Annotated in this window: 19 protein-coding genes; 11 read left to right on the top strand and 8 right to left on the bottom strand. The window is 41.3% G+C overall.

Annotated features, from left to right (window positions below):
• Positions 1 to 2: 2 nt before the first annotated feature.
• Positions 3 to 911: a glycine--tRNA ligase subunit alpha gene (gene glyQ / locus PR808_RS06085; protein WP_206084853.1), complete on the bottom strand. Its 909-nt coding sequence runs from the start codon at positions 909 to 911 to the stop codon at positions 3 to 5.
• Positions 912 to 1112: 201 nt separating this feature from the next.
• On the opposite strand from glyQ, the gene PR808_RS06080 reads away from it, so the two are divergent.
• Together PR808_RS06080 and PR808_RS06075 are read left to right on the top strand one after the other, a co-directional pair.
• Positions 1113 to 1676: a DNA-3-methyladenine glycosylase I gene (locus PR808_RS06080; RefSeq protein WP_206084855.1), complete on the top strand. Its 564-nt coding sequence runs from the start codon at positions 1113 to 1115 to the stop codon at positions 1674 to 1676.
• Between the two features lie 205 nt (positions 1677 to 1881).
• Positions 1882 to 3138 carry a valine--pyruvate transaminase gene (locus PR808_RS06075; protein ID WP_206084856.1) on the top strand — a complete coding sequence of 419 codons (1257 nt, stop codon included), beginning with the start codon at positions 1882 to 1884 and terminating at the stop codon, positions 3136 to 3138.
• Between the two features lie 321 nt (positions 3139 to 3459).
• On the opposite strand, the gene PR808_RS06070 is transcribed toward PR808_RS06075, so the two are convergent.
• Positions 3460 to 5118 (bottom strand): putative transporter, encoded by a 1659-nt coding sequence (locus PR808_RS06070; protein WP_206084859.1) that lies wholly within the window; start codon positions 5116 to 5118, stop codon positions 3460 to 3462.
• A 390-nt stretch (positions 5119 to 5508) separates the two neighbouring features.
• Between PR808_RS06070 and PR808_RS06065 the strand changes: the two genes are divergently transcribed.
• Positions 5509 to 5820 carry a YceK/YidQ family lipoprotein gene (locus PR808_RS06065; protein ID WP_206084861.1) on the top strand — a complete coding sequence of 104 codons (312 nt, stop codon included), beginning with the start codon at positions 5509 to 5511 and terminating at the stop codon, positions 5818 to 5820.
• A gap of 289 nt (positions 5821 to 6109) precedes the next feature.
• On the opposite strand, the gene PR808_RS06060 is transcribed toward PR808_RS06065, so the two are convergent.
• Positions 6110 to 7417 (bottom strand): DUF3748 domain-containing protein, encoded by a 1308-nt coding sequence (locus tag PR808_RS06060; protein WP_272538930.1) that lies wholly within the window; start codon positions 7415 to 7417, stop codon positions 6110 to 6112.
• 143 nt (positions 7418 to 7560) lie between these two features.
• Between PR808_RS06060 and PR808_RS06055 the strand changes: the two genes are divergently transcribed.
• Positions 7561 to 8175 (top strand): trimeric intracellular cation channel family protein, encoded by a 615-nt coding sequence (locus tag PR808_RS06055; protein WP_206085224.1) that lies wholly within the window; start codon positions 7561 to 7563, stop codon positions 8173 to 8175.
• A gap of 24 nt (positions 8176 to 8199) precedes the next feature.
• Here PR808_RS06055 and ligB read toward each other — a convergent pair whose 3' ends face one another.
• A complete protein-coding gene (gene ligB, locus PR808_RS06050; RefSeq protein ID WP_272538929.1) occupies positions 8200 to 9906 on the bottom strand; it encodes an NAD-dependent DNA ligase LigB in 1707 nt (568 codons plus the stop codon).
• 321 nt (positions 9907 to 10227) lie between these two features.
• Between ligB and gmk the strand changes: the two genes are divergently transcribed.
• Genes gmk through recG form a run of 5 tightly spaced genes read left to right on the top strand, consistent with a single transcriptional unit; the run spans position 10228 to position 16137 of the window.
• Positions 10228 to 10851 carry a guanylate kinase gene (gene gmk, locus PR808_RS06045; RefSeq protein ID WP_206084863.1) on the top strand — a complete coding sequence of 208 codons (624 nt, stop codon included), beginning with the start codon at positions 10228 to 10230 and terminating at the stop codon, positions 10849 to 10851.
• Positions 10852 to 10908: 57 nt separating this feature from the next.
• Positions 10909 to 11184: a DNA-directed RNA polymerase subunit omega gene (gene rpoZ / locus PR808_RS06040; RefSeq protein WP_004262665.1), complete on the top strand. Its 276-nt coding sequence runs from the start codon at positions 10909 to 10911 to the stop codon at positions 11182 to 11184.
• Between the two features lie 19 nt (positions 11185 to 11203).
• Positions 11204 to 13321, top strand: coding sequence for a bifunctional GTP diphosphokinase/guanosine-3',5'-bis pyrophosphate 3'-pyrophosphohydrolase (gene spoT, locus PR808_RS06035; RefSeq protein ID WP_206084865.1), 2118 nt, complete (start codon positions 11204 to 11206; stop codon positions 13319 to 13321).
• Positions 13322 to 13326: 5 nt separating this feature from the next.
• On the top strand, positions 13327 to 14040 hold the full coding sequence (trmH, locus tag PR808_RS06030; RefSeq protein ID WP_206084867.1) for a tRNA (guanosine(18)-2'-O)-methyltransferase TrmH: 714 nt from the start codon (positions 13327 to 13329) through the stop codon (positions 14038 to 14040).
• 15 nt (positions 14041 to 14055) lie between these two features.
• Positions 14056 to 16137, top strand: a complete 2082-nt coding sequence (recG, locus tag PR808_RS06025) for an ATP-dependent DNA helicase RecG (protein ID WP_206084874.1) — start codon at positions 14056 to 14058, stop codon at positions 16135 to 16137.
• A gap of 97 nt (positions 16138 to 16234) precedes the next feature.
• Here the strand turns inward: recG and gltS are convergent, their stop codons facing one another.
• On the bottom strand, positions 16235 to 17449 hold the full coding sequence (gene gltS, locus PR808_RS06020) for a sodium/glutamate symporter (RefSeq protein ID WP_206084875.1): 1215 nt from the start codon (positions 17447 to 17449) through the stop codon (positions 16235 to 16237).
• 236 nt (positions 17450 to 17685) lie between these two features.
• Between gltS and PR808_RS06015 the strand changes: the two genes are divergently transcribed.
• Positions 17686 to 19074, top strand: a complete 1389-nt coding sequence (locus tag PR808_RS06015) for a uracil-xanthine permease family protein (RefSeq protein WP_206084876.1) — start codon at positions 17686 to 17688, stop codon at positions 19072 to 19074.
• 111 nt (positions 19075 to 19185) lie between these two features.
• Positions 19186 to 20943 (top strand): AsmA family protein, encoded by a 1758-nt coding sequence (locus PR808_RS06010; RefSeq protein ID WP_272538928.1) that lies wholly within the window; start codon positions 19186 to 19188, stop codon positions 20941 to 20943.
• Between the two features lie 43 nt (positions 20944 to 20986).
• On the opposite strand, the gene msrA is transcribed toward PR808_RS06010, so the two are convergent.
• The 3 genes from msrA to PR808_RS05995 are packed head-to-tail and all read right to left on the bottom strand — an operon-like array spanning position 20987 to position 24569.
• Positions 20987 to 21442, bottom strand: coding sequence for a peptide-methionine (S)-S-oxide reductase MsrA (gene msrA / locus PR808_RS06005; protein WP_206084885.1), 456 nt, complete (start codon positions 21440 to 21442; stop codon positions 20987 to 20989).
• A gap of 30 nt (positions 21443 to 21472) precedes the next feature.
• Positions 21473 to 22489, bottom strand: coding sequence for an ABC transporter substrate-binding protein (locus PR808_RS06000; protein ID WP_206084887.1), 1017 nt, complete (start codon positions 22487 to 22489; stop codon positions 21473 to 21475).
• 25 nt (positions 22490 to 22514) lie between these two features.
• Complete coding sequence (locus PR808_RS05995) at positions 22515 to 24569, bottom strand: ATP-binding cassette domain-containing protein (protein ID WP_272538927.1); 2055 nt, start codon at positions 24567 to 24569, stop codon at positions 22515 to 22517.
• Between the last annotated feature and the right edge of the window lie 388 nt (positions 24570 to 24957).

Genomic DNA, 24957 nt, shown 5'->3' with positions numbered 1-24957 from the left:
TCTTAGTTCTTATGACACATAGGGAATCCAAGCGCTTCACGTGAAGCATAATACGCTTCTGCGACCCCTTTAGTGAGGGTACGAATTCGTAAAATATAGCGTTGGCGTTCAGTAACAGAAATGGCTTTACGCGCATCCAGTAAGTTGAAAGTATGAGCGGCTTTTAAGATACGTTCATAAGCAGGCAATGGAAGAGGAGTTTCCAATGCTAACAAATGTTGTGCTTCTTTCTCATATTCTTCGAAGCATTTGAAGAGAAAATCAACATTTGCATATTCGAAGTTATAGGTGGATTGCTCAACTTCATTTTGGTGATAAATATCACCGTAAGTGGTTTTGCCTAACGGGCCATCACACCACACAAGGTCGTACACACTGTCGACACCTTGGATGTACATTGCCAAGCGTTCTAAACCATAAGTGATTTCACCCGTTACAGGTTTACATTCAAGCCCACCAACTTGTTGGAAGTAGGTAAACTGAGTGACTTCCATCCCGTTTAACCACACTTCCCAACCCAGTCCCCAAGCACCTAGTGTTGGGTTTTCCCAGTTATCTTCAACAAAGCGGATATCATGAATAGTTGGGTCTACCCCTAGCTCTTTCAACGAGCCGAGGTACAGTTCTTGGATGTTGTCTGGTGATGGTTTGATGATCACCTGAAACTGATAATAATGTTGCAGACGGTTTGGGTTCTCACCATAGCGACCATCAGTTGGCCTACGAGAGGGTTGAACATAAGCCGCAGCAATAGGCTCAGGGCCTAATGCACGCAAACACGTCATTGGATGGGAGGTTCCTGCGCCGACTTCCATGTCCAGTGGTTGAACAATGGTACAGCCTTGACGCGCCCAATAATCCTGTAATGTCAGGATAAGACCTTGGAAGGTTTTGGTATCAAACTTTTGCATGTTAGATCCGCACGCGATACGTTAAATTTAATGAAAGTACGCCAGTATACCCTTTGACCGACAGATATACAGCATTGAATATGTCTGTATTTATTCTAAAAATAAAAAAATATCCTTTCATCCCTTTTAAACTGGTTATTTATACAGTATAAGTATTGTGTTTTTGAGGCAAGTTGATTGTGATTGGAAAAAGGATGAAAAATGGATACATCACCGACACGTTGTCATTGGGTCAATCAAGATCCTGAATATATTGCCTACCATGATGATGAATGGGGCAAACCAAACCATGATAATCAGCATTTATTTGAAATGCTTTGTTTAGAAGGGCAGCAAGCAGGGTTATCTTGGTACACAATTTTAAAAAAACGCAAAAACTATCGGGAATTGTTCCACCAATTTGATCCCCAACGTATTGCATTGATGAATGAAGACGATGTTGAGCGATTAATGCAAGACCCACGAATTATTCGTAACCGCTTAAAGATCAATGCGATAATTGCAAATGCAAACGCTTATTTAGCAATGCAAAAAAATGGAGAAGACTTCTCAACTTTTCTATGGGAATTTGTCGACGGACAGCCAATAATCAACCGCTGGGAAAGTTCGTCCCAAGTCCCCGCGGAAACAGAACTTTCCAAAAAACTCTCCAACGCACTCAAAAAACGGGGATTTAAATTTGTTGGCTCAATCACCTGTTATGCCTTCATGCAAGCCACTGGCATGATAAATGACCACTTAATTAGCTGTTACCAATTTAAATGATTCAGAATTTATAGATGGACCACCCTGCTGGGAAAGAAAAATAAACTATCAAAACATCAACATCAAAAACTATATGTCTATTTATTTCTTTATTTGCAACATTTTAAATTGAAATTAAATAAAAATAAGCGGTTGAACTCTAGGATTGGGCAGAGTATGTTTTAAATTCCATTAACAACCTAATAGACATATGTGAATTAATGCAATGATATTTTCTAAATTTGGTAATAAGTTCGCTCAAAATTCAGGGATTTCATTATTAATGAAAGACTTGAATGAGGGCATCAGAACCCCTGGCTCCATCATGCTTGGTGGTGGTAATCCCGCCCATATCCCTGAGATGGATAAATACTTCCAAGAATTATTAACTGAAATGTGTGCAAATGGCCAATTGACGGACACTTTATGCAACTATGATGGTCCTCAAGGCAAAGATGCCATGTTGAAAGCGCTTGCAGCAACGCTAAAAGCAAAACTAGGCTGGAACATCAGTGCGAAAAATATCGCGCTAGCAAATGGCAGCCAAAGTGCTTTTTTCTACCTATTTAACCTGCTAGCCGGTCGCTTTGAAGATGGTATCACTCGTAAAGTCCTCTTTCCTCTTGCCCCAGAATATGTCGGGTATGCGGACTCAGGCCTTGATGACGACCTGTTTGTTGCGAACAAACCACAAATTGAATATTTACCTAATGGCCAATTTAAATATCGTGTTGACTTTAATACTTTAGAAGTCACTGATGATATTGGTGTTATTTGTGTATCTCGCCCTACAAATCCAACAGGGAACGTGATCACAGATGAAGAAGTTGAGCACTTAGATCAATTAGCAAAACAACACAACATCCCATTGCTGATAGATAATGCTTATGGTGTACCTTTTCCAGGTATTATTTTTAGTGAAGCTACACCATTTTGGAATGAAAATGTCATTCTTTGTATGAGCTTATCTAAGCTTGGTTTACCAGGTACTCGCTGCGGTATCATAATTGCCAATGAAGAAATCATTGAAGCCGTTAGTAATATGAACGGTATTATTAGCCTCGCCCCTGGTGGTGTAGGCCCTGCATTAGCACTGGAAATGCTGAAAAGGGATGATTTAATCTCATTATCTAAGAATGTTATTGGCCCTTTCTACCAGCAACGTGTTGAAGAAGCTATTAAGATCATTCGCCGTTATATACCCGAAGATAAATGCCTCATTCACAAACCAGAAGGCGCTATTTTCTTATGGCTATGGTTTAAAGACTTACCAATTAATAGCTTAGAGTTATACCAACGTTTGAAAAAGCGTGGTGTCCTGATGGTACCTGGGCACTATTTCTTCCCTGGGATTGAACAAGACTGGCCACATGCACACCAATGCATGCGAATGAATTACGTTCCTGAGCCAGAAAAAATAGAGCAAGGGATCAAAATATTAGCGGAAGAGTTAGAAAAAGCATATCAGGAAGTGACTTGCTAGACGAGATAGAAATCTTGTTTTAACTGCGTCTGACTCGCTAATTTTAAGAAAAAAAAGCCCTTTCAAATTGAGAGGGCGAAAAATTAGCGAGAACTCCGTAATTGAAATAAAATAACTTTTTCAATACGAATATCATTCAAATCTATTAGAACACCTTTTTTGTTTGGTTATAGCTTGAACAAAAGCACTTTTAGCTGCTATATGTTCGGATACCTCATTTCACTGTCGTGCTCCCTACCTTACATCAGATTAACTATCCAATTGAAATATTAAATATTTTTAACCTTTCAATTGAAAAAACTCCGCATATCATCGTAAACATTAAAGAGTCCAAAATAGAATCGCAATTAATTGTGGAGAAATAATCCGCAAAAACATCGCTAATGGATATACCGTGGCGTAAGACAGCGCAGGTGCACCACTCGTTGGGTGAATGTTATTAGCAAATGCAAGCGCCGGAGGATCAGTCATTGAGCCCGCTAATACACCACATAAGCTCAAATAGTTCATTTTACCAAACACTCTGGCAACAATACCGGTAATAAATAAGGGAACAAACGTAATGAGTAACCCATAACCAATCCAGGTTAATCCATCGCCTCTGATCAGCGTTTCAATAAAATCACCACCTGAATTTAGCCCAACAACAGCAAGGAACATCACAATGCCAAGCTCTCTTAATGCAAGATTAGCACTTGGAGGCATAAACCAATACAGGCGTCCAATAGTACCAATTCGACCTAGAATCAGTGCAACAACTAGCGGTCCACCAGCGAGCCCCAATTTTAATGCGGCGGGGAAACCAGGCACAAAAACAGGAATTGAACCAAGAACCACACCAAGTCCTATACCTAGAAAGACAGGTAACATTTGCACCTGCTGTAATTTTTGTTTGGCATTTCCTAGCAACGCTGTGACAGCTTCAATGGACTCTGGCCGCCCAACAATATTTAAAATGTCGCCGAATTGCAGTACTGAATTATTATTCGCAACTAAATCAATCCCTGTTCGGTTTAATCGTGTGACAACAACATCATATTTTTGTTTTAAGTTCAGGTCTTTAAGCCTTTTACTCAATACAGCATCATTAGTAATCACTACGCGAACAGAATGCAAAATGGAACTTGATGTAGATAAAGAGGCATCAACTTCCTCTCCTAATATTAAGCGTACTTTGTTTAGGTCATCTTTTTGCCCAACAACATGCAGTAAATCACCTAAATGAATTTCTGTTGTTGGCTGGGGAACAACCAGCATATCGCCACGTTTTAGCCTTGAACACACAATCGCTTCACTACCGAGCAATGGAATATCTTGCATCATTAAGCCATCAAGGTTGGCATTACGGATCGCAATATTCATGGTTTGCAATGTATCGCGCTGTTGGATATTGGTACTATTAAAGGCAGAGTCTTCTTTATCGATTGAAATTCTGAAAATAATCCGCACTAGCCACATCACCAATAATATTCCACAGATCCCCATGGGATAGGCCATTGCATAACCCATTCCCATTTGGCCTACAAGGTTTGGGTCTGATCCTAAATCTGTCAGAATTTGCTGGCCAGCCCCAAGAGATGGGGTGTTTGTCACTGCCCCTGAAAAAATACCCAGAATAATGGGGAGTGGAATATTGGCAACTTTGTAAATAATGGCTGTAACTATTGCGCCTAAAGCCACAATCATTAATGCAAAACCATTAAGCTTCAAACCTGAAACACGTAATGAAGAGAAAAAACCAGGGCCAACTTGAATACCGATAGTATAAACGAACAAGATTAAACCGAATTCTTGAATAAAGTGCAGCATGTCCTTATTAAGTTGTAGGCCATAGCTTTGGGCGAAGTGCCCGACAATGATCCCGCCAAAAAGGACACCACCAATTCCCAATCCAACATTACGGATTTTCCAGTTTCCTATCCATAACCCTAGAGCGGCAGCCAACGCCAACAAACTTACAGTAAGAGCTAGTTCACTCATAGACCGCATCCTTTTGACGACAAGTTACCCAGAAACCAAGCCTATATCGGCGATAAAACATACTACTGAATCGATTATGCCAAATAGAAAAAGAGTAAGATGTGTCATAGAGCACACTTTAGAATGAATTAAAATCTCTATGTCTTTGAATTTTCAGATTGATAACAAATATCAAAATAATCATTCTTTCTTTTTCTAAGTTCTTCACAATTCATAAAATAAATACAAAAAAGAAACAATCTTCATCAATAAGATATAATTAAATATTAATTAAGAAAATGTATGCCATTTAATTAAATAATAATACAACACTGCGATTGTGAATTTTTTGTTTTTCGATATGATGAATGAAAATCAGGAATAATCAGCAAAATATAGGTTAACCACCATATGCCGAGTTTACATGCAGCACGATTAATTGCTCTTATCACACCGCTGTTTTTAAGCGGCTGCTCAAGTATTATGACTCATGCAGGTCCCTCTGATGGTTACTACCCAGGCTCTAAAAATAGCATTAAAATGATGAACGATGATGAAACTGGCTGGGTAGTTAGGCCTCTACTTGCGATTGACCTCCCATTTTCTATTGTTATGGATACACTTCTAATCCCTTTAGACTATGCAAGATCAGGCGATGATGGAAAAGAGGACTCCCCTAAGAAGCGATTAGAAGGTCTGAATAATAAAGAAAATAAAGAATAATACTCATTCAGGTTGGAAATCTATCTTAATCCCTAATTAAAAATGGGATATATAGTGCGTTATTTTCTATTTATTAGTGACACCAATTTTTCTTGTTATATTTTCGAAAATGCAATATTTAACGACACTTATCTGAAATATTTTCGTGTTGAATATCCAACTTAAAAAATTACCTTATTAAAATATAAAATAATTAGAGTATAATTCAGAATAAAATAAAGTCATTTATGAATAAAAGAGCTTACTACTTCTCTTTTATTCATAATTATAGTGACCTGCTGATATTATTCTAACAATGTAAACCCGTTTCTACGGTATAAAGTTGTCTAAAACCTTCTATGTCTCGCATGAATGCGATAAGTTTATCATTCGGAGAAAAAACGACCGCATCAGCGCTAGGCGCTTGTTCAGTACGCTCAGTTAATCTAATTAACGTTTGTGTCGCAACATGGCAAATGGTCACACTGTTGTCGTACACGAAGCAAATATGCTCACCTTTACTATCCCAATTAAATGCAGATTGTATTGAAGAATCACCATGAGTGATTTGATTTAACTCCCCCGTTACACTATTAACTAACCATAACTGCACGTTGCCAAAATCATCATGCATCAAACAAGCTATTGATTTACCATCTGGTGAAGTACGAAGCCAATGCCTCGGCTGTTTTGCTAAACCTGGATACTTACGCTGATGCGTATAAGTAAGCCGCTTTTGATGTACACCTTTTGGTGGTGCAGGCAGACTCAACTCCGTCCCCTGAAGTGGTTTTTCCCCTGCAACCATACAACATTGAGGCTGTGAAGGTAAATCCACAATGAAAATTTCAGGAATGACCTCACCATCCTGAGTATGTGTATCCCCAATAAAAACAAGTGCCCTTTCTTGCCATTGACCATCTTGCTTTTGGTAACCTCGTTGCCCAACCCAACCTTCTTCATAGGCACGGCTAATTTCATCACTATCAGGCTTAGGTTCTGCAATCGTCTGGCTCACAACACAACAAAAGTAGTCCCCATTATACTCACGTTTATGTTTTTTTGGCTCAACATTAACAGCCCCTGCGGGTACAGCAATAGCCACATTCCGTTGATCCAACGTCACATCTAACTCATGCATCACATGGTCGTTATACGTAAAACTTAACCATTTACCATCAGGACTATACACATGGACATGAGTCCCCCCTCTCAGTGCACCTGCAATATAAGGCGGTGAAATACACATCGCATCAATAGGACAAGCCACATTCAGTTGAATGTCATGGACATATACACCACGGCGATGATGAAAGTCATAATACCATTGCTCATCAGGGTATTCTGGGCCATGAATGAATGCATATTGAGGGGGGTGTTGTGAACTTACTGTCACGACACCAACATGCGCCCCATAGTTAGCTCGATAAATTTCGACTTCTTCCAATGTATTTACATGAATTTTTTCTATCGATAAACCCGTAAATGAACTGCCATTTGGTCGAATGTCATAAGCTATCCACAAGCTATCAGGTGTCCATACATTAATGTTCGTAAGTTGGTGGCTCCGATTATCGTTTGTTAAACGTGTTTCTTTATAAGGCAATTTACTATTCAATCTGTTATCCTTTCACATCATTTAATATAGCTATCGGATTACTTTAACTAATCTAATTTGCATGGTACTAGAAAATCTCAGTCGAGAAATTTCAAAAGTAATATTACCCTTTAGCAATAACTTTAATATTGAATAAAACCATTATGTTATTAAGTGTGCTTTATATTATAGGTATCACCGCTGAAGCAATGACAGGCGCTCTGGCAGCTGGTAGACGTAAAATGGATGTCTTCGGTGTCATTATTATTGCCTCTGCAACCGCTATAGGCGGTGGTTCTGTGCGTGATATCTTACTTGGACACTACCCATTAGGCTGGGTCGCACACCCAGAATATATCCTAACTGTTGCTGGCGCAGCTGTTGTCACCATTTGGATAGCGCCAATGATGAAACACTTGCGCCGCCTATTTCTTATTTTGGATGCCATTGGGCTAATCGTTTTCTCTATTCTTGGTGCTCAAATTGCGCTCGATATGAATTATAGCCCTATTATTGCCGCAATTGCTGCCGTTATCACTGGTGTATTTGGTGGCGTTCTTAGGGATATGCTGTGTAATACCATTCCTTTGGTTTTCCAAAAAGAAGTCTATGCTGGGGTCTCTTTCGCAGCCGCATGGATTTATATCGGTTTGTTACAAACCCCACTCCCCCAAGATATCGTCGTTATTATTACCCTTGTTGTCGGGTTAAGTGCACGCTTAATCGCAATTCGCTACCGACTTGGATTACCGATATTTAACTACGAAAACCAAGATTAACCTCTATTCTATTGAGCCATTAATTTATTCAGTTAATGGCTCATTTGCTTTAAATTTCTGTATGGCTTGTAACGCAGATTGAACTTCAGGCTCAGCTAACCATTTTTCTAACTTTTCCTTTTGCTTTTGGGTTAGCTTTAAGCGTTCAATTTCAGAACTGTTATAAAGGCCCTCTAGCGCTATAATTTGCTCAATTTTCATTTTCGGTAAGGGGATACCTAAACCTTTTAGCCATAATGGGATTGATTGAAATTTAACTGATTGAAACTGTTCGATTGAAGAGGTATTTTTTTTGTTTTTCGGTAGCCCGTTTTGCCAATCTTGTCGTAGCCATGTCGTTAACTCAGTTAGCTGATGATTTTCAACCCAGTCACGCCATGTGGCCTCATTCACCCCTTTAATTTTTAAGCTTTTACCTAACCAAATTAAACGAGCAACAAACTGTTGTAAGCAAGCATTTGTATATGCTAAGCAACTAAGTGAATTAAAACTATCAAAAGTAGAAAGATCTGGATATGTACGCTTTTCAAGCCGCCAAATAACGTCTTCTATTTTAGGTGTTCCAAGACCCGAAAGAGTAACCAAGACTTTATCTCCTTCAAGTAAATCTTTTTTTCTCCAAGATGCCAATGAGCCAATACTGACTCTAGAGATAGTTTTTCCTTCAAGATTGATGGGGTTAATCGTCGCAACAACGCTCACTCGTCCTGTTCGGCCAACTTTGAATTGTAAATACTTGACCACTGAAGCCACTCTACGCAGTGGATATTTCCAAGCAACCGCCCAACTATTTTGATTTGGTTTCCACGCAAACGCATCTGGAAATGGATAACTTTTTAGTACGATACCATCCGTGGCAAAAGGAAGTTCATTTTGATAATAGTGCTCACGCCATTGCTTTACTTGTGTTTTATTTTCAATTTTGTGACTATATTTTTTTGCTAAGGGAAACCCTAATTGAGCAAGATCCTGAAGCTGTTTCATTGGTTCTGATTCACCGTTTGGCCAAGCCCAAATAAATATTCCGATATCAGGCTCAAGAACTTTTGGCTGTGCCTTACGCATTAACCAACCCGCTATTTTATTTCGGGCGTTTACTCCCCCACTTTTTGCTTGGATGTGCTGGTTCAACCGCCAGAAAAGTTCACCTTGTAAAATGACACTTTTATGTATATCAATCTGCTTTGGAATTGCAGGTATAAAGTCAGCTTTATCGCGCCATTCTAAGCCTTCAATGCCATTACCACGACTGATCATAGAAACAAGATGACCATTTTGATAGACAAGGGTTACTGCCACGCCATCCACTTTCGGTTGTAACCAGATTTCACGGCGAGAATCAACCCATTTATATACCTCAGATTCGGCTAGCTTTTTCAATCCTGTATGGGGAATAGGATGTTTAATAAGTTGTACTTTTTTAGGTAGCACAACTTCGGGAAGTTCTTCAGAAAGTTGCTGGCAACGGCGTAAAGATTGCCATTGATGAAGTAATTGGTCATAAGCTTCATCACTAATTTGGCTATGACCAGATAACCGATAGACCTGATTCCATTCCTGTAACTGAGCGCCTAACCGATGGCTTTCTCGCTCAATCTCACTCATGTTCCCTAATTCGCAATGCTCATTTAATTCAACATGACTGGAACCAAAGGCTAAACTACCAATTCCCCAAAAACCAACCATCAACATACCAATAATAAACGCTAAGTTACTCCTAAATTTATCCATAAAACATGCCATAACAATTCCTTTTAAATAATTAACTTCCCCTATACTCAATACGCTTTATCTTTTTAAGCATGAAAGTATTTGTCTTAACGCTCACGCTAAAATGTGTTTTTTTGCGAAAAGCTTCGCAAGACAGATGTGATTTTCAAGAATACTCAATTAATTTCTGGAAGCTGCTCGCAGATTACTCATAGATCAAATTTCTATTCTCTACTATTTATGTTTTATTGATATCGCTGCATGTTGATGGAAGTGTGTGTATACTATGTGGGGTTTATCTCCGTCTTTTATGTTTAACCCTCGACTATTCAAGAAATCATCATGATACAAGGTACGTTATATATTGTTTCTGCGCCTAGTGGTGCGGGTAAATCAAGCCTTATTCAGGCTCTATTGAAAACACAACCGTTGTATGACACGCAAGTTTCTGTTTCTCATACAACTCGAGCTGCACGCCCTGGTGAAGTTCATGGTGAGCACTATTTCTTTGTATCAGAAACTGATTTCTTACAAATGGTCGAAAATGGTGACTTTTTAGAGCACGCTTGTGTCTTTGGAAATTACTATGGAACGTCTAAACCTATTATTGAAGACGTTTTAAAAAGTGGAGTGGATGTTTTTCTTGATATAGATTGGCAGGGAGCGCAACAAATTAGGGCTAGAATGCCAGAAGCGCGCAGTATTTTTATTCTCCCACCATCCAAAGACGAACTTTATCGCAGGCTACGTGGCCGTGGCCAGGATAGTGATGAAGTCATTGAAAAACGAATGTCACAAGCAGTAGGTGAAATCGAACACTTCAACGAGTATGATTACCTTATCGTTAATGATGATTTCAATACCGCATTAGGCGATTTACAATCCATTATCCGCACTGAACGCTTAAAATTAGGGCGCCAAGTTCAGAGACATGATGCTTTAATCAGCAAATTACTAGCAGACTGAGAATAGTTTCAGTATCATATCAGGTCATTTTTTTATTTCTTTTGGAGTAGCACACTTATGGCACGCGTAACTGTTCAAGACGCAGTAGAGAAAATTGGTAACCGCTTTGACCTCGTATTGGTCGCAGCACGCAGAGCTCGCCAGTTACAAACTGGTGGAAAAGACCCTTTAGTTCCTGAAGAAAACGATAAATACACAGTTATCGCGCTACGTGAAGTAGAAGAAGGTTTAATTAACGGTCACATTTTGGATGTGCGTGAACGCCAAGAACAGCAAGAGCAAGAAGCGGCTGAAATGCAGGCAGTTTCGGCAATCGCTGAAGGTCGTCGCTAATTACTAAGGTGGGTCTGCCTTGTATCTGTTTGAAAGCCTTAATTTAGTTATTCAAAAATACCTCCCTAAGGAGCAAATTGAATTACTAAAACAAGCCTATGTTGTCGCACGGGATGCCCATGAAGGACAGACCCGTTCAAGTGGTGAGCCTTATATTACTCACCCTGTTGCTGTTGCTTGTATTCTTGCCCAAATGCGTCTGGATCATGAAACACTTATGGCTGCGCTACTTCATGATGTGATTGAGGATACTCCAGCAACATTTCAGGACATAGAAGAATTGTTTGGAACAACCGTCGCAGGTCTTGTTGAAGGTGTTTCCAAACTTGATAAGCTAAACTTTCGCGACAAAAAAGAAGCTCAAGCAGAAAACTTCCGCAAAATGATTATGGCGATGGTCAAAGACATTCGCGTCATTTTGATTAAACTGGCAGACCGCACTCACAACATGCGCACATTAGGCTCATTAAGGCCTGATAAACGTCGCCGTATTGCTCGTGAGACCCTAGAGATTTATAGCCCGCTAGCACATCGGCTGGGTATACACCATATAAAAACAGAGCTCGAAGAGCTTGGTTTTGAAGCACTCTATCCTAACCGTTACAGAGTTATCAAAGAAGTCGTTAAAGCGGCTCGTGGTAACCGAAAAGAGATGATCCAAAAAATTCTCTCTGAAATTGACGGTCGACTCACTGAAGCTGGTGTTCCTTGTCGTGTCAGTGGTCGAGAAAAACACTTATATTCTATCTACCGTAAGATGCACCAAAAAGAGCAACGTTTCCATTCCATCATGGATATCTATGCTTTTAGGGTCATCGTCAAAGATGTAGATACCTGCTACCGTGTTTTAGGTCAGATGCATAGCTTATACAAACCACGTCCAGGGCGTATTAAAGACTATATTGCTATCCCTAAAGCTAACGGCTATCAATCCCTGCACACCTCTTTAATTGGGCCACATGGCGTGCCAGTTGAAGTCCAAATTCGCACCGAGGATATGGACCAAATGGCAGAGATGGGCGTTGCTGCTCACTGGGCCTATAAAGAGCAAGGTGAACAAGGCACTACAGCGCAAGTCAGAGCACAGCGTTGGATGCAGAGCCTGCTTGAATTACAGCAAAGTGCAGGTAGCTCATTTGAATTTATCGAAAGCGTGAAATCAGACTTATTCCCTGATGAAATCTACGTTTTTACCCCCGAAGGTCGTATTGTTGAGTTACCAACAGGCGCAACCCCTGTTGATTTTGCTTATGCGGTGCATACAGATATTGGACACGCTTGTGTTGGTGCTCGTGTTGACCGACAACCATACCCGTTATCCCAGTCATTGAGTAGTGGTCAAACCGTTGAAATCATAACAGCGCCAGGTGCACGTCCAAATGCCGCTTGGCTTAATTTTGTTGTCAGCTCAAAAGCTCGCGCCAAAATTCGCCAGTTACTGAAAAATTTAAAACGCGAAGACTCAATTAATCTTGGTCGACGGTTACTTAATCATGCTTTAGGGGCAGGAAATAAACTCGCCGATATTCCTCAAAATCATATCGATGCTGAACTGGCCCGCATGAAGCTCAATTCTATTGATGATTTGCTTGCCGAAATAGGCTTAGGCAACGCAATGAGTGTTGTTGTCGCGCGTAACTTACAAAATAATCCACAGGGCACACTAGAAGATCAAGCTGTCATTGAAAGCCGTAATAAACTGTCTATCAAAGGTGCTGACGGTGTTTTAATCACCTTTGCAAAATGTTGCCGCCCAATTCCTGGTGACCCTATCGTGGCACATATTAGCCCTGGAAAAGGCCTAGTTATTCACCATGAATCTTGCCGTAATATCCGTGGCTACCAAAAAGAGCCCGATAAATTTATGGCCGTTGAATGGGATAACGAAACTGATACCGATTTCATCGCTGAAATCAAAGTAGACATGATTAACCATCAAGGTGCGCTTGCAAACCTCACGGCTGCAATTAATGATGCCAACTCAAGCATTCAGAGTATGAATACTGAGGAGAAAGATGGTCGTGTATACTGTGCCTTTATCCGCCTGACCACTAAAAACCGTGTTCAGCTGGCAAATGTTATGCGTAAGATACGTATCATGCCAGATGTTCTACGAGTAAGCCGAAACCGTAACTAACGAATATGAATGAACGCCGCTATCGCCGCATTTGCCAAATGATGGCGATGCGGCAGCCAGACCTCACGATTTGCCTTGAAGAAATTCATAAACCCCATAATGTTTCTGCGATAGTCCGCAGCGCTGATGCTGTGGGTATTCACCAAATTCATGCTATTTGGCCAGACCAACAGGTTAAATTATCCGTCTCTTCCGCCGCAGGTAGTAACAGTTGGGTAAAGGTTATCTCTCATCAATCAACTGAAGATGCTATTTCACAAATAAAATCGCAAAATATGCAGGTATTAGTGACAAACTTATCTGAGCACGCTGTTGATTTTCGCGAAATTGATTATACCCGCCCAACTTGTATTATGGTGGGACAAGAGAAAAAAGGTATTTCAAAGCAAGCGCTCGCACTGGCAGATAAGCACATCATTATTCCAATGGCGGGTATGGTGCAATCATTGAATGTTTCTGTCGCCTCTGCCTTAATACTCTATGAAGCGCAAAGGCAGCGGCAATTAGCCGGCATGTATGACCGCCAACACAGCACGCTGTCAGCGCAAGAGCAGCAAGAGTGGCTATTTGAAGGGGGTTATCCTGTACTTGCTGAAGTGGCTAAACGCAAAGGCTTGCCGCGTCCATATATCAATGAACAAGGGCAAATTGAAGCCACTGATGATTGGTGGGTGCAAATGCAACTAACCGAAAAAATGAAAAGACAACAATTTGGTTAAGGAAAAGGAAAGAACATGAATAGTGGGCTACTTGATACCATTTCACTGACTTCGCTGCATGGAATTGGTGCAAGCCAGTCAGAAAAAATGCGTAAAATCGGTTTGAACACCGTTCAAGACCTACTTCTTCATTTTCCACTTCGCTACGAAGACCATACCCGTTTGTACCAAATCAAAGACCTTTTACCTGGAACAACGGCGACTATCACAGGTGAAGTGATCCAAACAAAAGTGGTTTTTGGTCGAAAGCGAATGATGACCAGCCTCATTACTGATGGAACAGGCAACTTAACACTGCGCTTTTTTAATTTCTCTGCTGCGATGAAAAACAACTTAGCAGAAGGCCGACAAGTTACCGCCTATGGCGAAATTCGCAGAGGTAATACAGGCCCTGAGATTATTCACCCTGAATATAAAGTTTCTCAAGATACAGGCAGTATTACGCTGCAGGAAAATCTGACGCCTGTCTATCCCACTACAGAAGGGGTTCGCCAAGCCACGTTACGCAAAGTCATGGATCAAGCTCTGGTCATGCTTGATAACAATAAAATTAAAGAGTTACTTCCTGAAGAACTGAGCCGTGGCATGATAAGCCTGCCAGATGCAATACGATTACTGCATAACCCGCCCCCCAATGTTGCACTCAGTGAATTAGAAAAAGGTCACCATCCTGCACAAAAACGTTTGATACTTGAAGAATTGTTAGCTCACCACTTAAGTATGTTAGCAATTCGAGCTGGTAACGAACGTTTATATGCACAACGGTTAACCTCTAATGGCAAGCTAAAGGCACAACTGCTCGCACAGTTACCTTTTTCACCAACCAATGCACAAAACCGTGTTGTGGGTGAAATTGAAGCTGATCTCGCGAAAGACTCACCAATGATGCGTTTAATTCAAGGAGATGTGGGCTCAGGAAAAACCCTTGTTGCTGCATTAGCCGCTGTATGTGCTATCGAAAATGGTAAGCAAGTTGCCTTAATGGCACCGACTGAAATTTTAGCTGAACAACACGCAAATACTTTCAAACAATGGCTCGAACCATTGGGCATCAAGGTCGGTTGGCTTGCTGGTAAACAAAAAGGGAAAGCGAGGGAACAACAACAGGAAGCTATTGCAAGCGGTGAAGTTTCAATGGTAGTTGGAACGCATGCTATTTTCCAAGAGCAAGTGAAGTTTAATCGCTTAGGTTTAGTGATCATTGATGAGCAGCATCGTTTTGGCGTTCACCAGCGCCTCGCTCTGCGAGAAAAAGGAGAGCAGCAAGGGTTTCACCCTCATCAACTTATTATGACCGCTACACCAATTCCACGCACGCTAGCGATGACCGCCTATGCGGACTTAGATACTTCCGTTATTGATGAACTCCCTCCTGGGAGAACACCCGTGACTACCGTCGCCATCCCTGATACACGACGTAGTGATATTATCGAACGTGTACGCCAAGCTTGTATTGACGAAGGTCGCCAAGCCTATTGGGTATGTACACTCATCGAAGATTCTGAGCTATTAGAAGCCCAAGCAGCTGAAGTGACAAGTGAAGAACTGGCACTAGCACTCCCTGAACTCAAAGTGGGCCTCGTTCACGGACGAATGAAGCCAGCTGAAAAACAAAGCATTATGGCGGCATTCAAAAATAATGAAATTCAGCTACTTGTCGCGACAACTGTAATTGAGGTTGGTGTTGATGTCCCCAATGCCAGTTTAATGATTATTGATAATCCTGAGCGTTTAGGCCTTGCTCAACTGCATCAATTAAGAGGCCGTGTAGGTCGTGGGGCGATTGCTTCTCACTGTGTACTTTTATATAAAACGCCGCTCACCCATATCGCCAAGCAACGCCTACAAGTCTTACGTGATAGTAACGACGGTTTCGTCATCGCCCAAAAAGACTTAGAAATTCGCGGGCCAGGAGAATTATTAGGCACGAGGCAAACAGGCAATGCTGAATTTAAAGTGGCTGACTTACTCCGTGATCAATATATGTTGCCAGAAGTGCAGCGCATTGCTCGCCATATTCAACAACAATACCCTGAAAATGCACAACAAATTATTGAACGCTGGCTACCTGAGCGCGAGCAATATGGGCATGCATAATCCATAATCCACGTTCTAAATACACTTCTTTAAACGAAAATTGCCGTGAACTTATTCACGGCAATACCTGTTTTACTATCGATAATTAGAATATTAATTATCCCGCAATAGTCGGGAAAACGGGTAACATCAGATACAATTTAATGACTATAGCATTCACAATATCAATAAAGAATGCACCAACCATTGGTACAACTAAGAATGCTAAGTGAGATGGTCCTAATCTATCTGTAACCGCTTGCATGTTTGCAATCGCTGTTGGTGTTGCACCAAGGCCAAAACCGCAGTGACCTGCCGCTAAAATAGCCGCATCGTAGTTTTTGCCCATCACACGGAAAGTAACAAAAATCGCGTATCCCGCCATTACACATGCTTGCACGGCAAGAATAACAATCATTGGAATAGCTAATGATGCCAACTCCCATAGTTTTAAGCTCATTAATGCCATCGCTAAGAACAATGATAAGCTAACGTTACCTAATACAGAAACCGCACGGTCAAACACCCGGTAAAAGCCCAGTATGGATAAGCCATTACTGAGGATCACACCGACAAAAAGAACACACACAAATTTCGGTAAAGCAAACACCGTTTCCGCTAATAAACCCGAAAGGTAGCTACCGACCAATAAGCAGATAGCGATTAAGGCAATGGTTTCAATCAGCACCATTGAACTTATCATACGGCCTGACTGTGGTTTTTCAAACGCTGTTGGAACGTCTTTATCGTCTTCTAGTGTACCTGGCGTCGGAATATTTCGCGTTAGGAATCGTGCAACAGGGCCTCCTATTAATCCCCCTAAGACCAACCCAAATGTTGCACATGCCATTGCAACTTCGGTTGCACTTTTAAAACCATAGCTTTCAGAGAATATTTTCCCCCATGCCGCGCCAGTACCATGACCGCCAGAAAGTGTGATTGAACCAGCAAGTAGCCCCATTAATGGGTCTAGTCCCAGTAGTTTTGCAAGGGCAATCCCCACAGTATTCTGGACAAGCAATAAACCGACAACCACAAAAATAAAGATAAACAACGCTTTACCACCTGCTTTTAAACTCGCTAGGTTGGCATTTAGACCAATGGTGGCGAAGAATGCCAACATCATCGGTTCTTGAAGTGATAAGTCGAAAGACAAGCTCCAATCAAACATTTGCTTCAGCAAAAGTAGACTAAAAGCGACTAACAATCCGCCTGCAACAGGCTCTGGAATCGTGTATTTTTCTAAAAAAGGAACGGTTTTAACGAGTTTCCGTCCAAGCAGTAATACTAATGTAGCTGCTACCAAAGTCCCGTAGACATCGAGATGATACATTTACGTACCTCGTCTGTTGTTAAAATTATTAAATATTAGTAAGACGTTAATTTCTTCCTTAAAACGCCAAAAACAGGTGAACAGATTAGAAAAAAAAACTGTTATAAATACAAGTCAAAAGATATAAAAATGTGATGAACTTAGTTTAACTATTTACAATATTTATTTTGCGCAAACGATTGCTTTTTAATTTAGTCGCTTTACAATGCGTTTTTTGTTGGTGGGAAATGAAGGCAATGAATACAGCAACGTCTGAAAAACAAAATACGGAATCAACGATAAACACCCAAAGTGAGCTCATCTATAAATTAGAAGATAGGCCACCGCTTCCCCAAGCCCTATTCGCGGCTGGGCAGCACCTTCTCGCGATGTTTGTTGCTGTTATCACCCCCGCAATGCTGATCTGCCAAGCCCTCGGGTTACCTGCACATGATACCCAACGTATTATTAGCATGTCTCTATTTGCTTCTGGTATTGCCTCTTTAATTCAGATTAGAGCATGGGGGCCTATTGGTTCAGGGTTATTATCTATCCAAGGAACCAGTTTCAACTTTGTTGCACCTTTAATTATGGGAGGTGTTGCACTCAAGCAAGGTGGGGCAGATATTCCATCCATGATGGCGGCACTATTTGGTACGTTATTAGTTGCTGCGCTCACTGAAGTTATTTTGTCTCGCTTCTTACATTTAGCGCGTCGCGTCATTACGCCATTGGTCTCTGGTGTTGTTGTAATGATTATTGGGCTATCACTGATCCAAGTCGGTCTCACCTCTATTGGGGGCGGTTATGGGGCAATTAGCGATAATACCTTTGGCTCCCCTGATTATTTAATTTTGGCAGGCATTGTTCTCGCAGTCATTATTCTGCTCAACCGCCAAAAAAACCCCTATCTACGAGTCGCCTCTTTAGTCATAGCAATGGCAGTAGGCTACCTTGCTGCTTGGTGGATGGATATGCTACCAAATGCGCAGCCAACTGAGCCAAATCAGTCTATTATCACTGTACCTGAACCTTTCTATTATGGTTTATCATTTGATTGGAACTTGTTGATCCCCCTGATCTTAATCTTTATGGTAACTTCTTTGGAAACCATTGGTGATATCACCGCAACCTCTGACGTTTCTGAACAACCCGTTCGAGGCCCACTTTACATGAAACGCATTAAGGGTGGCGTATTAGCAAACGGCTTAAATTCAATGGTTTCCGCCGTATTTAATACCTTCCCGAATTCCTGTTTTGGTCAGAACAACGGGGTTATTCAATTAACTGGTGTTGCTAGCCGCTATGTGGGTTATATCGTCGCATTGATGCTTGTTTTACTGGGGTTGTTCCCTGCTGTTGCGGGTTTTGTACAGCAAATCCCTGAACCCGTTCTTGGCGGTGCAACCATTGTGATGTTTGGGACGATTGCGGCATCTGGTGTGCGTATTGTTTCCCGCGAGCCACTTAATCGCCGAGCGATTATGATTATCGCGCTGTCACTCGCTGTTGGAATGGGAGTTTCACAGCAGCCGTTAATTCTGCAATTTGCCCCAGACTGGCTGAAAACCTTGTTTTCTTCTGGTATTGCCGCAGGCGGATTAACAGCAATTGTACTGAATTTAGTTTTCCCACTCGAAAAATAATCGTTCATCTAAACCGCTAGAGTTGAATATTCTGGCGGTTCTTCTGTATGCTATCCTTAAATTATCGCGATATTAAACGCATTCCCCCACAAATTTGAGGAGCAGCTAGCTGTGAAATGGTTAATTAAATTTGTTACCTATGCATTCTTGCTACTGCTGCTATTGTTTATCGCCGCCTACATTGGGTTACAAACGCGCTGGGGAGCATCCTATTCGAGTCAATTCCTTAGCAAATTTACTGACTACGATATTCATGTAGGGATTATGGGACATGAATTTTCCAACCCTGGCGAATTCATCTTCCAAGATGTACAATTAACCTCACAAAACAAAGACTTGTCCCTAGATGCACGTCAAATCGTGGTTGATGTAAATTGGCGCAATATTTTCAGTGGTACAGCGATCCGTCGCTTCATCATCACACAAGGTGAGCTTTCTACCACCCTATCCCCTGAATCAACACCACTGCCTATTTCGGCGGATATTCTGCAATTTGAAAATAGTCAGCTAACCCTTAAACAAGGTGATGACACCATTTTCGCTACAGGGTTTACTGGGGGGATCACGCCGTGGAGGCCGACAGTGAATCATCCGTTTGGCTATGGCGATTTTCGTTTCACCTCCAGCCAATTAAAAATCAATGAATTACCATTTAAAAATGTGGCACTGACTGGAAAGTTGCAAGAGCAAGTCACTGAAATCAACAAAGCGAGTGCATACCTAAATAACGGTTATATTGCAGGTGAAGGTAAAGTATTTACTGATGGTGCAATTACGATTGATTCATTAGCAATGAATAAGGTTGGCTGGGAAAACAGTATTGATTTCGATACATTATTTGATGCAATTAGTAGTGATAGAACCATTCAAATCAAAAATCTTGAATTAACTAACATTGATATTCAAGGAAAAGACTGGGCGCTTTCAGGGCTGAGTACAGAAATCGATCAGCTAAGTTTGGTCAGAGGTAGCTGGACAAGCCCTAAAAGTAAAATTAGCTTTAATGTTGACCAATTAGTCATGAAAGATCAACAGCTAAGTACACTAATCGGTGACTTGAATATTGATGGAGACAACCTAAACATCAACAAGTTATCAGGCTACTATAACAAAGGCGTATTTAATTTAAATGGTGCTTGGCAACGTAATGATCAAGTTCTTACCATTAATGAAGGTAAGCTAGGCGGCATTTTATATACCCTACCAGAAACTTGGCTCGCTTTTTTTGCTGAACCCGCACCCTCTTGGTTATCAGGCCTATCCATCAAAAAATTCACTGTCTCCCAATCGTTGCTGATGAATATCCAGCCAGAATTCCCGTTCGAATTCACAGCGTTAAGCGCCAACATTGAAGATGTTGACCTCATTAAACTAAAACAGTGGGGAGTTTGGAGCGGTAAGGCGACATTCAATGCCGATAGCGGCACAATTAACCAAGTTTTAGTTCGTCGTCCGTTCTTAGAAGTACGTCAGAGTGGGAAATCCTCTGCCGCAGCGAGTTTAACAGTCAGTACGGAAAGAGGTATCAGCAAGATTGGTGTATTAGTGAAACAAGAACCGAAAAAAGTGCCATTTTTGTTGCGAGCTTCAGGGACTAACATTGATTTAATCGATTTAAATCAATGGGGATGGTCAGGTTTCCCAGCACAAGTTATTGGGGATTTTGATGCAACACTACAGGGAGATTTCCTCGCCCCTTCAGTTGCTAAAAGCGTAAATGGCGAGCTGATGGCGATGCCTCTTCAAGGTAAGCGCTTATATCGTACGGTCGTAAAAGGGGTTGTGACCTCTTCGGTGGAATCTGATGCTACTCAGCAACCTTCTGAAATGCCTCAGGAAGAGCCCTCCCCTGCTCTTATCACTCAATAATGAGTCCACGAGAGGCTGCTGAGTATGGTTTACCTTTTATTGGTCAAATTGAACAAGCGCCAGCGCCATGCTTTTGCACATAATGCTGATCTTTCTCATCCGCTAATTGAAACTCTGCGAATGTGACGATTACTGTGGCGACAGGTTTACCTTGATAATGCTGCTGCTCCAGTAATTTTTTTGATGCGATTGCCTGATTGGCTTGAGCAATTGAATGCGTAAACACCGCTGAACGGTATTTCTCACCGACATTATTACCTTGTTTATCAATAGATTGTGGGTTATGAATCTTCCAAAATAGCGATAAAAGTTCATCATAACTCGTTTGCAGAGGGTCAAAATCGACCTGTACCACTTCTATCCATGGAGAGGTTTCATCGGCAGAACGTGCATAACCTACACGGCTATTTAATACCCCATTTTGCGTTTGAAACGCGGCTTCAGCTCCCCAGAAACAACCTGCGCCAAAAGTGGCTTGTTGTAGCGCTTCCTGACTCATTGTGACCTCGTCATCGATATCAATATTTACTTATTGACCCGCCAACCATTTATCAACGGTGGCTGAATTATTTTTAACCCAATTTTTAGCCGCAATAGCAGGTGGTACATTTTCCTTTTCAATTTGTAGAATAAGTTGATTTAACTCAGCAGGTTCGATTGCCACATTACGCAAGAAGGCAGCAATTTTTGAAGAACGTTTTTCTATACTCGCAGCAGACAGCACATAAACTTTTGCATCAGGATAAGCACATGTAATATGGCTTTTATTTAACCAATCAGAGTCGACTGTTGGGCTGATAAATTTCCAACATCCATCAGCCTTATAAGCTGGGTCATCTTTTTTGTTATCTTGCGCATAACCATCAAAAGTGGGCTCTTCTAGGCGGCGTAAGTCATAGGCTGCGAATATCCAATCAGGCGTATAGGCATAGAAAATCACGCCACGTTTAGCTTTATAAGCGGCTGCGAGTTTTGCATATGTAACAGAAGCTTCAGTTGACACTGGCGCAAATTTATCGCCAAAACCATAGTCTTTCGCTTTAATTTCGCCAATATAAGTTGACTCCCACCCCGCAGGGCCGACCAATAACTCAGGCTTTCCGCCACCTAAAGGTGAAAACAGTGCCGCAATTTCAGGTTTTTGTAAGTCATAAACTGATTTAATGTTGTATTTATCTTGTAAATACCCTGGGATGTAAAACCCTTGCTCACCAATATAAGGGTTTTTAGTTGGTATCAATGTTTTGCTGCCGGTGACGTATTTTGCCCATGCTGCCGATTGGTTTGGCAGCCAAACATCCGTCAGAACATCCACGGTTCCATCGTCTTTTCCTGCTGCAGCGAATAGCACGGGCAAATCCCCCGCAAGATAGGTTACATCGCCATCTAACCGACTTTTAATAACTTCGCCTAAAATATGTTGGATAGCGATGGCACCCGTCCAATTTTGCTCGCCAATAACAATTTTATCTTTTGCTAGTGTTGGAAATGAAAGGGCTGCAAATAATAAAGCAGCACCAACTTGCTGAAATACTGATTTTTTCATAATTTAGCCTTAAAACAGGTGGTTATTATTGTTGCTTGTGTAGTTTTGATTGAATGATACGGTCAGGAATGAGCGCACAAAGTACGATAGCTATCCCAGCAAGAACACCTTCCCCTCCTTTAATGTTACGTAATGCAGCCATAACGTCATAACCCAAGCCGCCTGCACCGATAAGAGCAGCAACAACAACCATAGAAAGACTCATCACGATGGTTTGGTTAATACCTAACAGGAGCGAATGTCTGGCTAAGGGCAGTTGGACTTTGGTTAAAACTTGCCAAGGGTTTGCACCATGGGCAATTGCAGCCTCGACAGATTCTTTTGGAACTTCTTGTAACCCTAAAGCCGTCAAACGGATCATTGGCGCAAGAGAAAAAACAACGGTGGCAATTACTGCAGGTGTTTTCCCGATAGAAAAAAAGGCCACGGCGGGGATTAAATACACAAAGGTTGGTAAGGTTTGCATTATATCGAGTATCGGCGTCAATATTTTGCGAGCTAGGGATTTTTTAGCGACTAAAATGCCAAGTGGAATACCCAGAATTAAAACAATAATGACCGAGGAACCGACGAGTGCGAGGGTCGAAATCGTTCTTTCCCAAAAACCAAATAAGCCAATATAAATAATGGATAAGGTGCTTAATAAGCTCAGACCAAAACCCGCAGCACGCCACGATAAGAAAATCAATGCCACTGCACTAACAGGCCAAGGTAGCCAGCCAAATATCGCTTCAATACTTTCAATAACGGTTCGGACTAATACGATAATGCCAACAAAAGCACTTTCAAATGTATTTTGTGACCAATCAATAATATTATCAATCTGTTGAGCTGTTTCAGAAAAAAGCAGTCGATCAACAGGAAAGGTAAAAAAAAGCGTTTCAATTTCAGAAGTCAACGCTCGCCAAATGACAAATATTTGGCTAAAAAGCAAAACTGATAATGGCAACTTCCAACCTGAATGCGGGTTTTGTCGAGAACGCCGAATCACAGATAAGGTGAAAAAACGGCTCGCAATGACTAAAAGTAAGCCTGATAACCATAAATCAATGTCCGATAATAAGCCTTGTACTATTAGGCTAATTGCCGCTAATTCAATCGCCATTGTTAGCCAAAACAACCCTCCTTTACCATATTCAGCTAGTGCAGCGGGGCCTAACAGTAATGTTTTCCAACGTGCAAGGGCATCGTGGGAGCCCGGTGAAGGAATATCCGTTACTGCAGGATCTGTGCTGGTGACTAAAGCAGCAATACGAACAGGAGAAGATGAATAGTCTTGAAAAAACTCGGCAATTTCTGCATCAGCAGGGGTAGCAAGAAGTTCATTTGGGCTTGCAACTTGCACGAGTTGACCATGACGCATTACGGCTATTCTGTCTGCGAGGCGTAGCGCTTCACTAGGATCGTGGGTGACAAATAAGGTAGTGATCCCACGTTCACGAACTAATTTTAGAAAATGATACTGTAAGCTACGGCGGATAGTCGGGTCGAGAGCACTAAACGGCTCATCCATTAATAAAATATCCGGTTGAGTGATTAATGCGCGAGCAAAACCCACTCGCTGTTGCATGCCACCAGAGAGCTCATGTGGATAATGGTTATCCCATCCTTCTAATCCTACGGCTTTCAGTTGCTCCCTAGCAGCAGCGAAGCGGGCAACTTCGGGCACCCCGTCCAATTCAAGCGGAAAAGCGACGTTTTCAATAACCGTTCGGTGAGGCAACAACCCAAAATGTTGAAAAACCATGCCAATACGCTTTGCACGTAATTCACGCAATAATTTCGGGTTTAGTTGACTGATATCTTGACCTTCAATAAAAACGTGACCACTACTTGAATCAATTAACCGGTTAACGTGACGTAACAATGTTGATTTTCCACTGCCGGATGTCCCCATCAAGCAAACAACTTCGCCGCGATAGACTTGTAAGTTAATGTGGTTTACAGCCAGTTTTTGCTCATTTTTCAACTTTGATGAGTAGGTTTTTGTGACATCACGAAACTCAACAACGATTTCATTAGCAGCATCGTTATCTAACGCTGCTGCGGCGTATTTCCCTAATGGTGATTGAATATTCACAGGTTAAGCTCTCAATAAAATTTTTATTCAAAACGGCCACTTCCACGCAATAATTAAGATTTATTATTAAACGTGTTATGTGACGTTAAATTAATTTTAAGTTTTATTTATATTGTTGATGATAACTTGCTAGTAGGGTAATGGATTTGGAGGAAATAAAAGAAGTATTAAATTTGAATAGATTAGAGCAGATAGTTATTACGGCTACAGGTTATATATTTCAACTAATTACTATTATGTTTGCTAAATTCTACGCATAAGCTAAATATGAAAGGATACAGTGCAAAAACCTGTTAATACCTCAGCAAAGGACGTTTTTGTAATGCACACACATTTAGCTATCCAATAGGCTAGCCAAATGTGTTATTTGCTATTCATATAATATTAT

This window comes from Providencia sp. PROV197 (genome assembly GCF_028479625.1).
GTDB classification, from domain to species: Bacteria; Pseudomonadota; Gammaproteobacteria; order Enterobacterales; family Enterobacteriaceae; genus Providencia; species Providencia vermicola.
The sequence above is the reverse complement of the archived record's forward strand: the minus strand, read 5'-3'. Positions and strand labels throughout refer to the sequence as shown.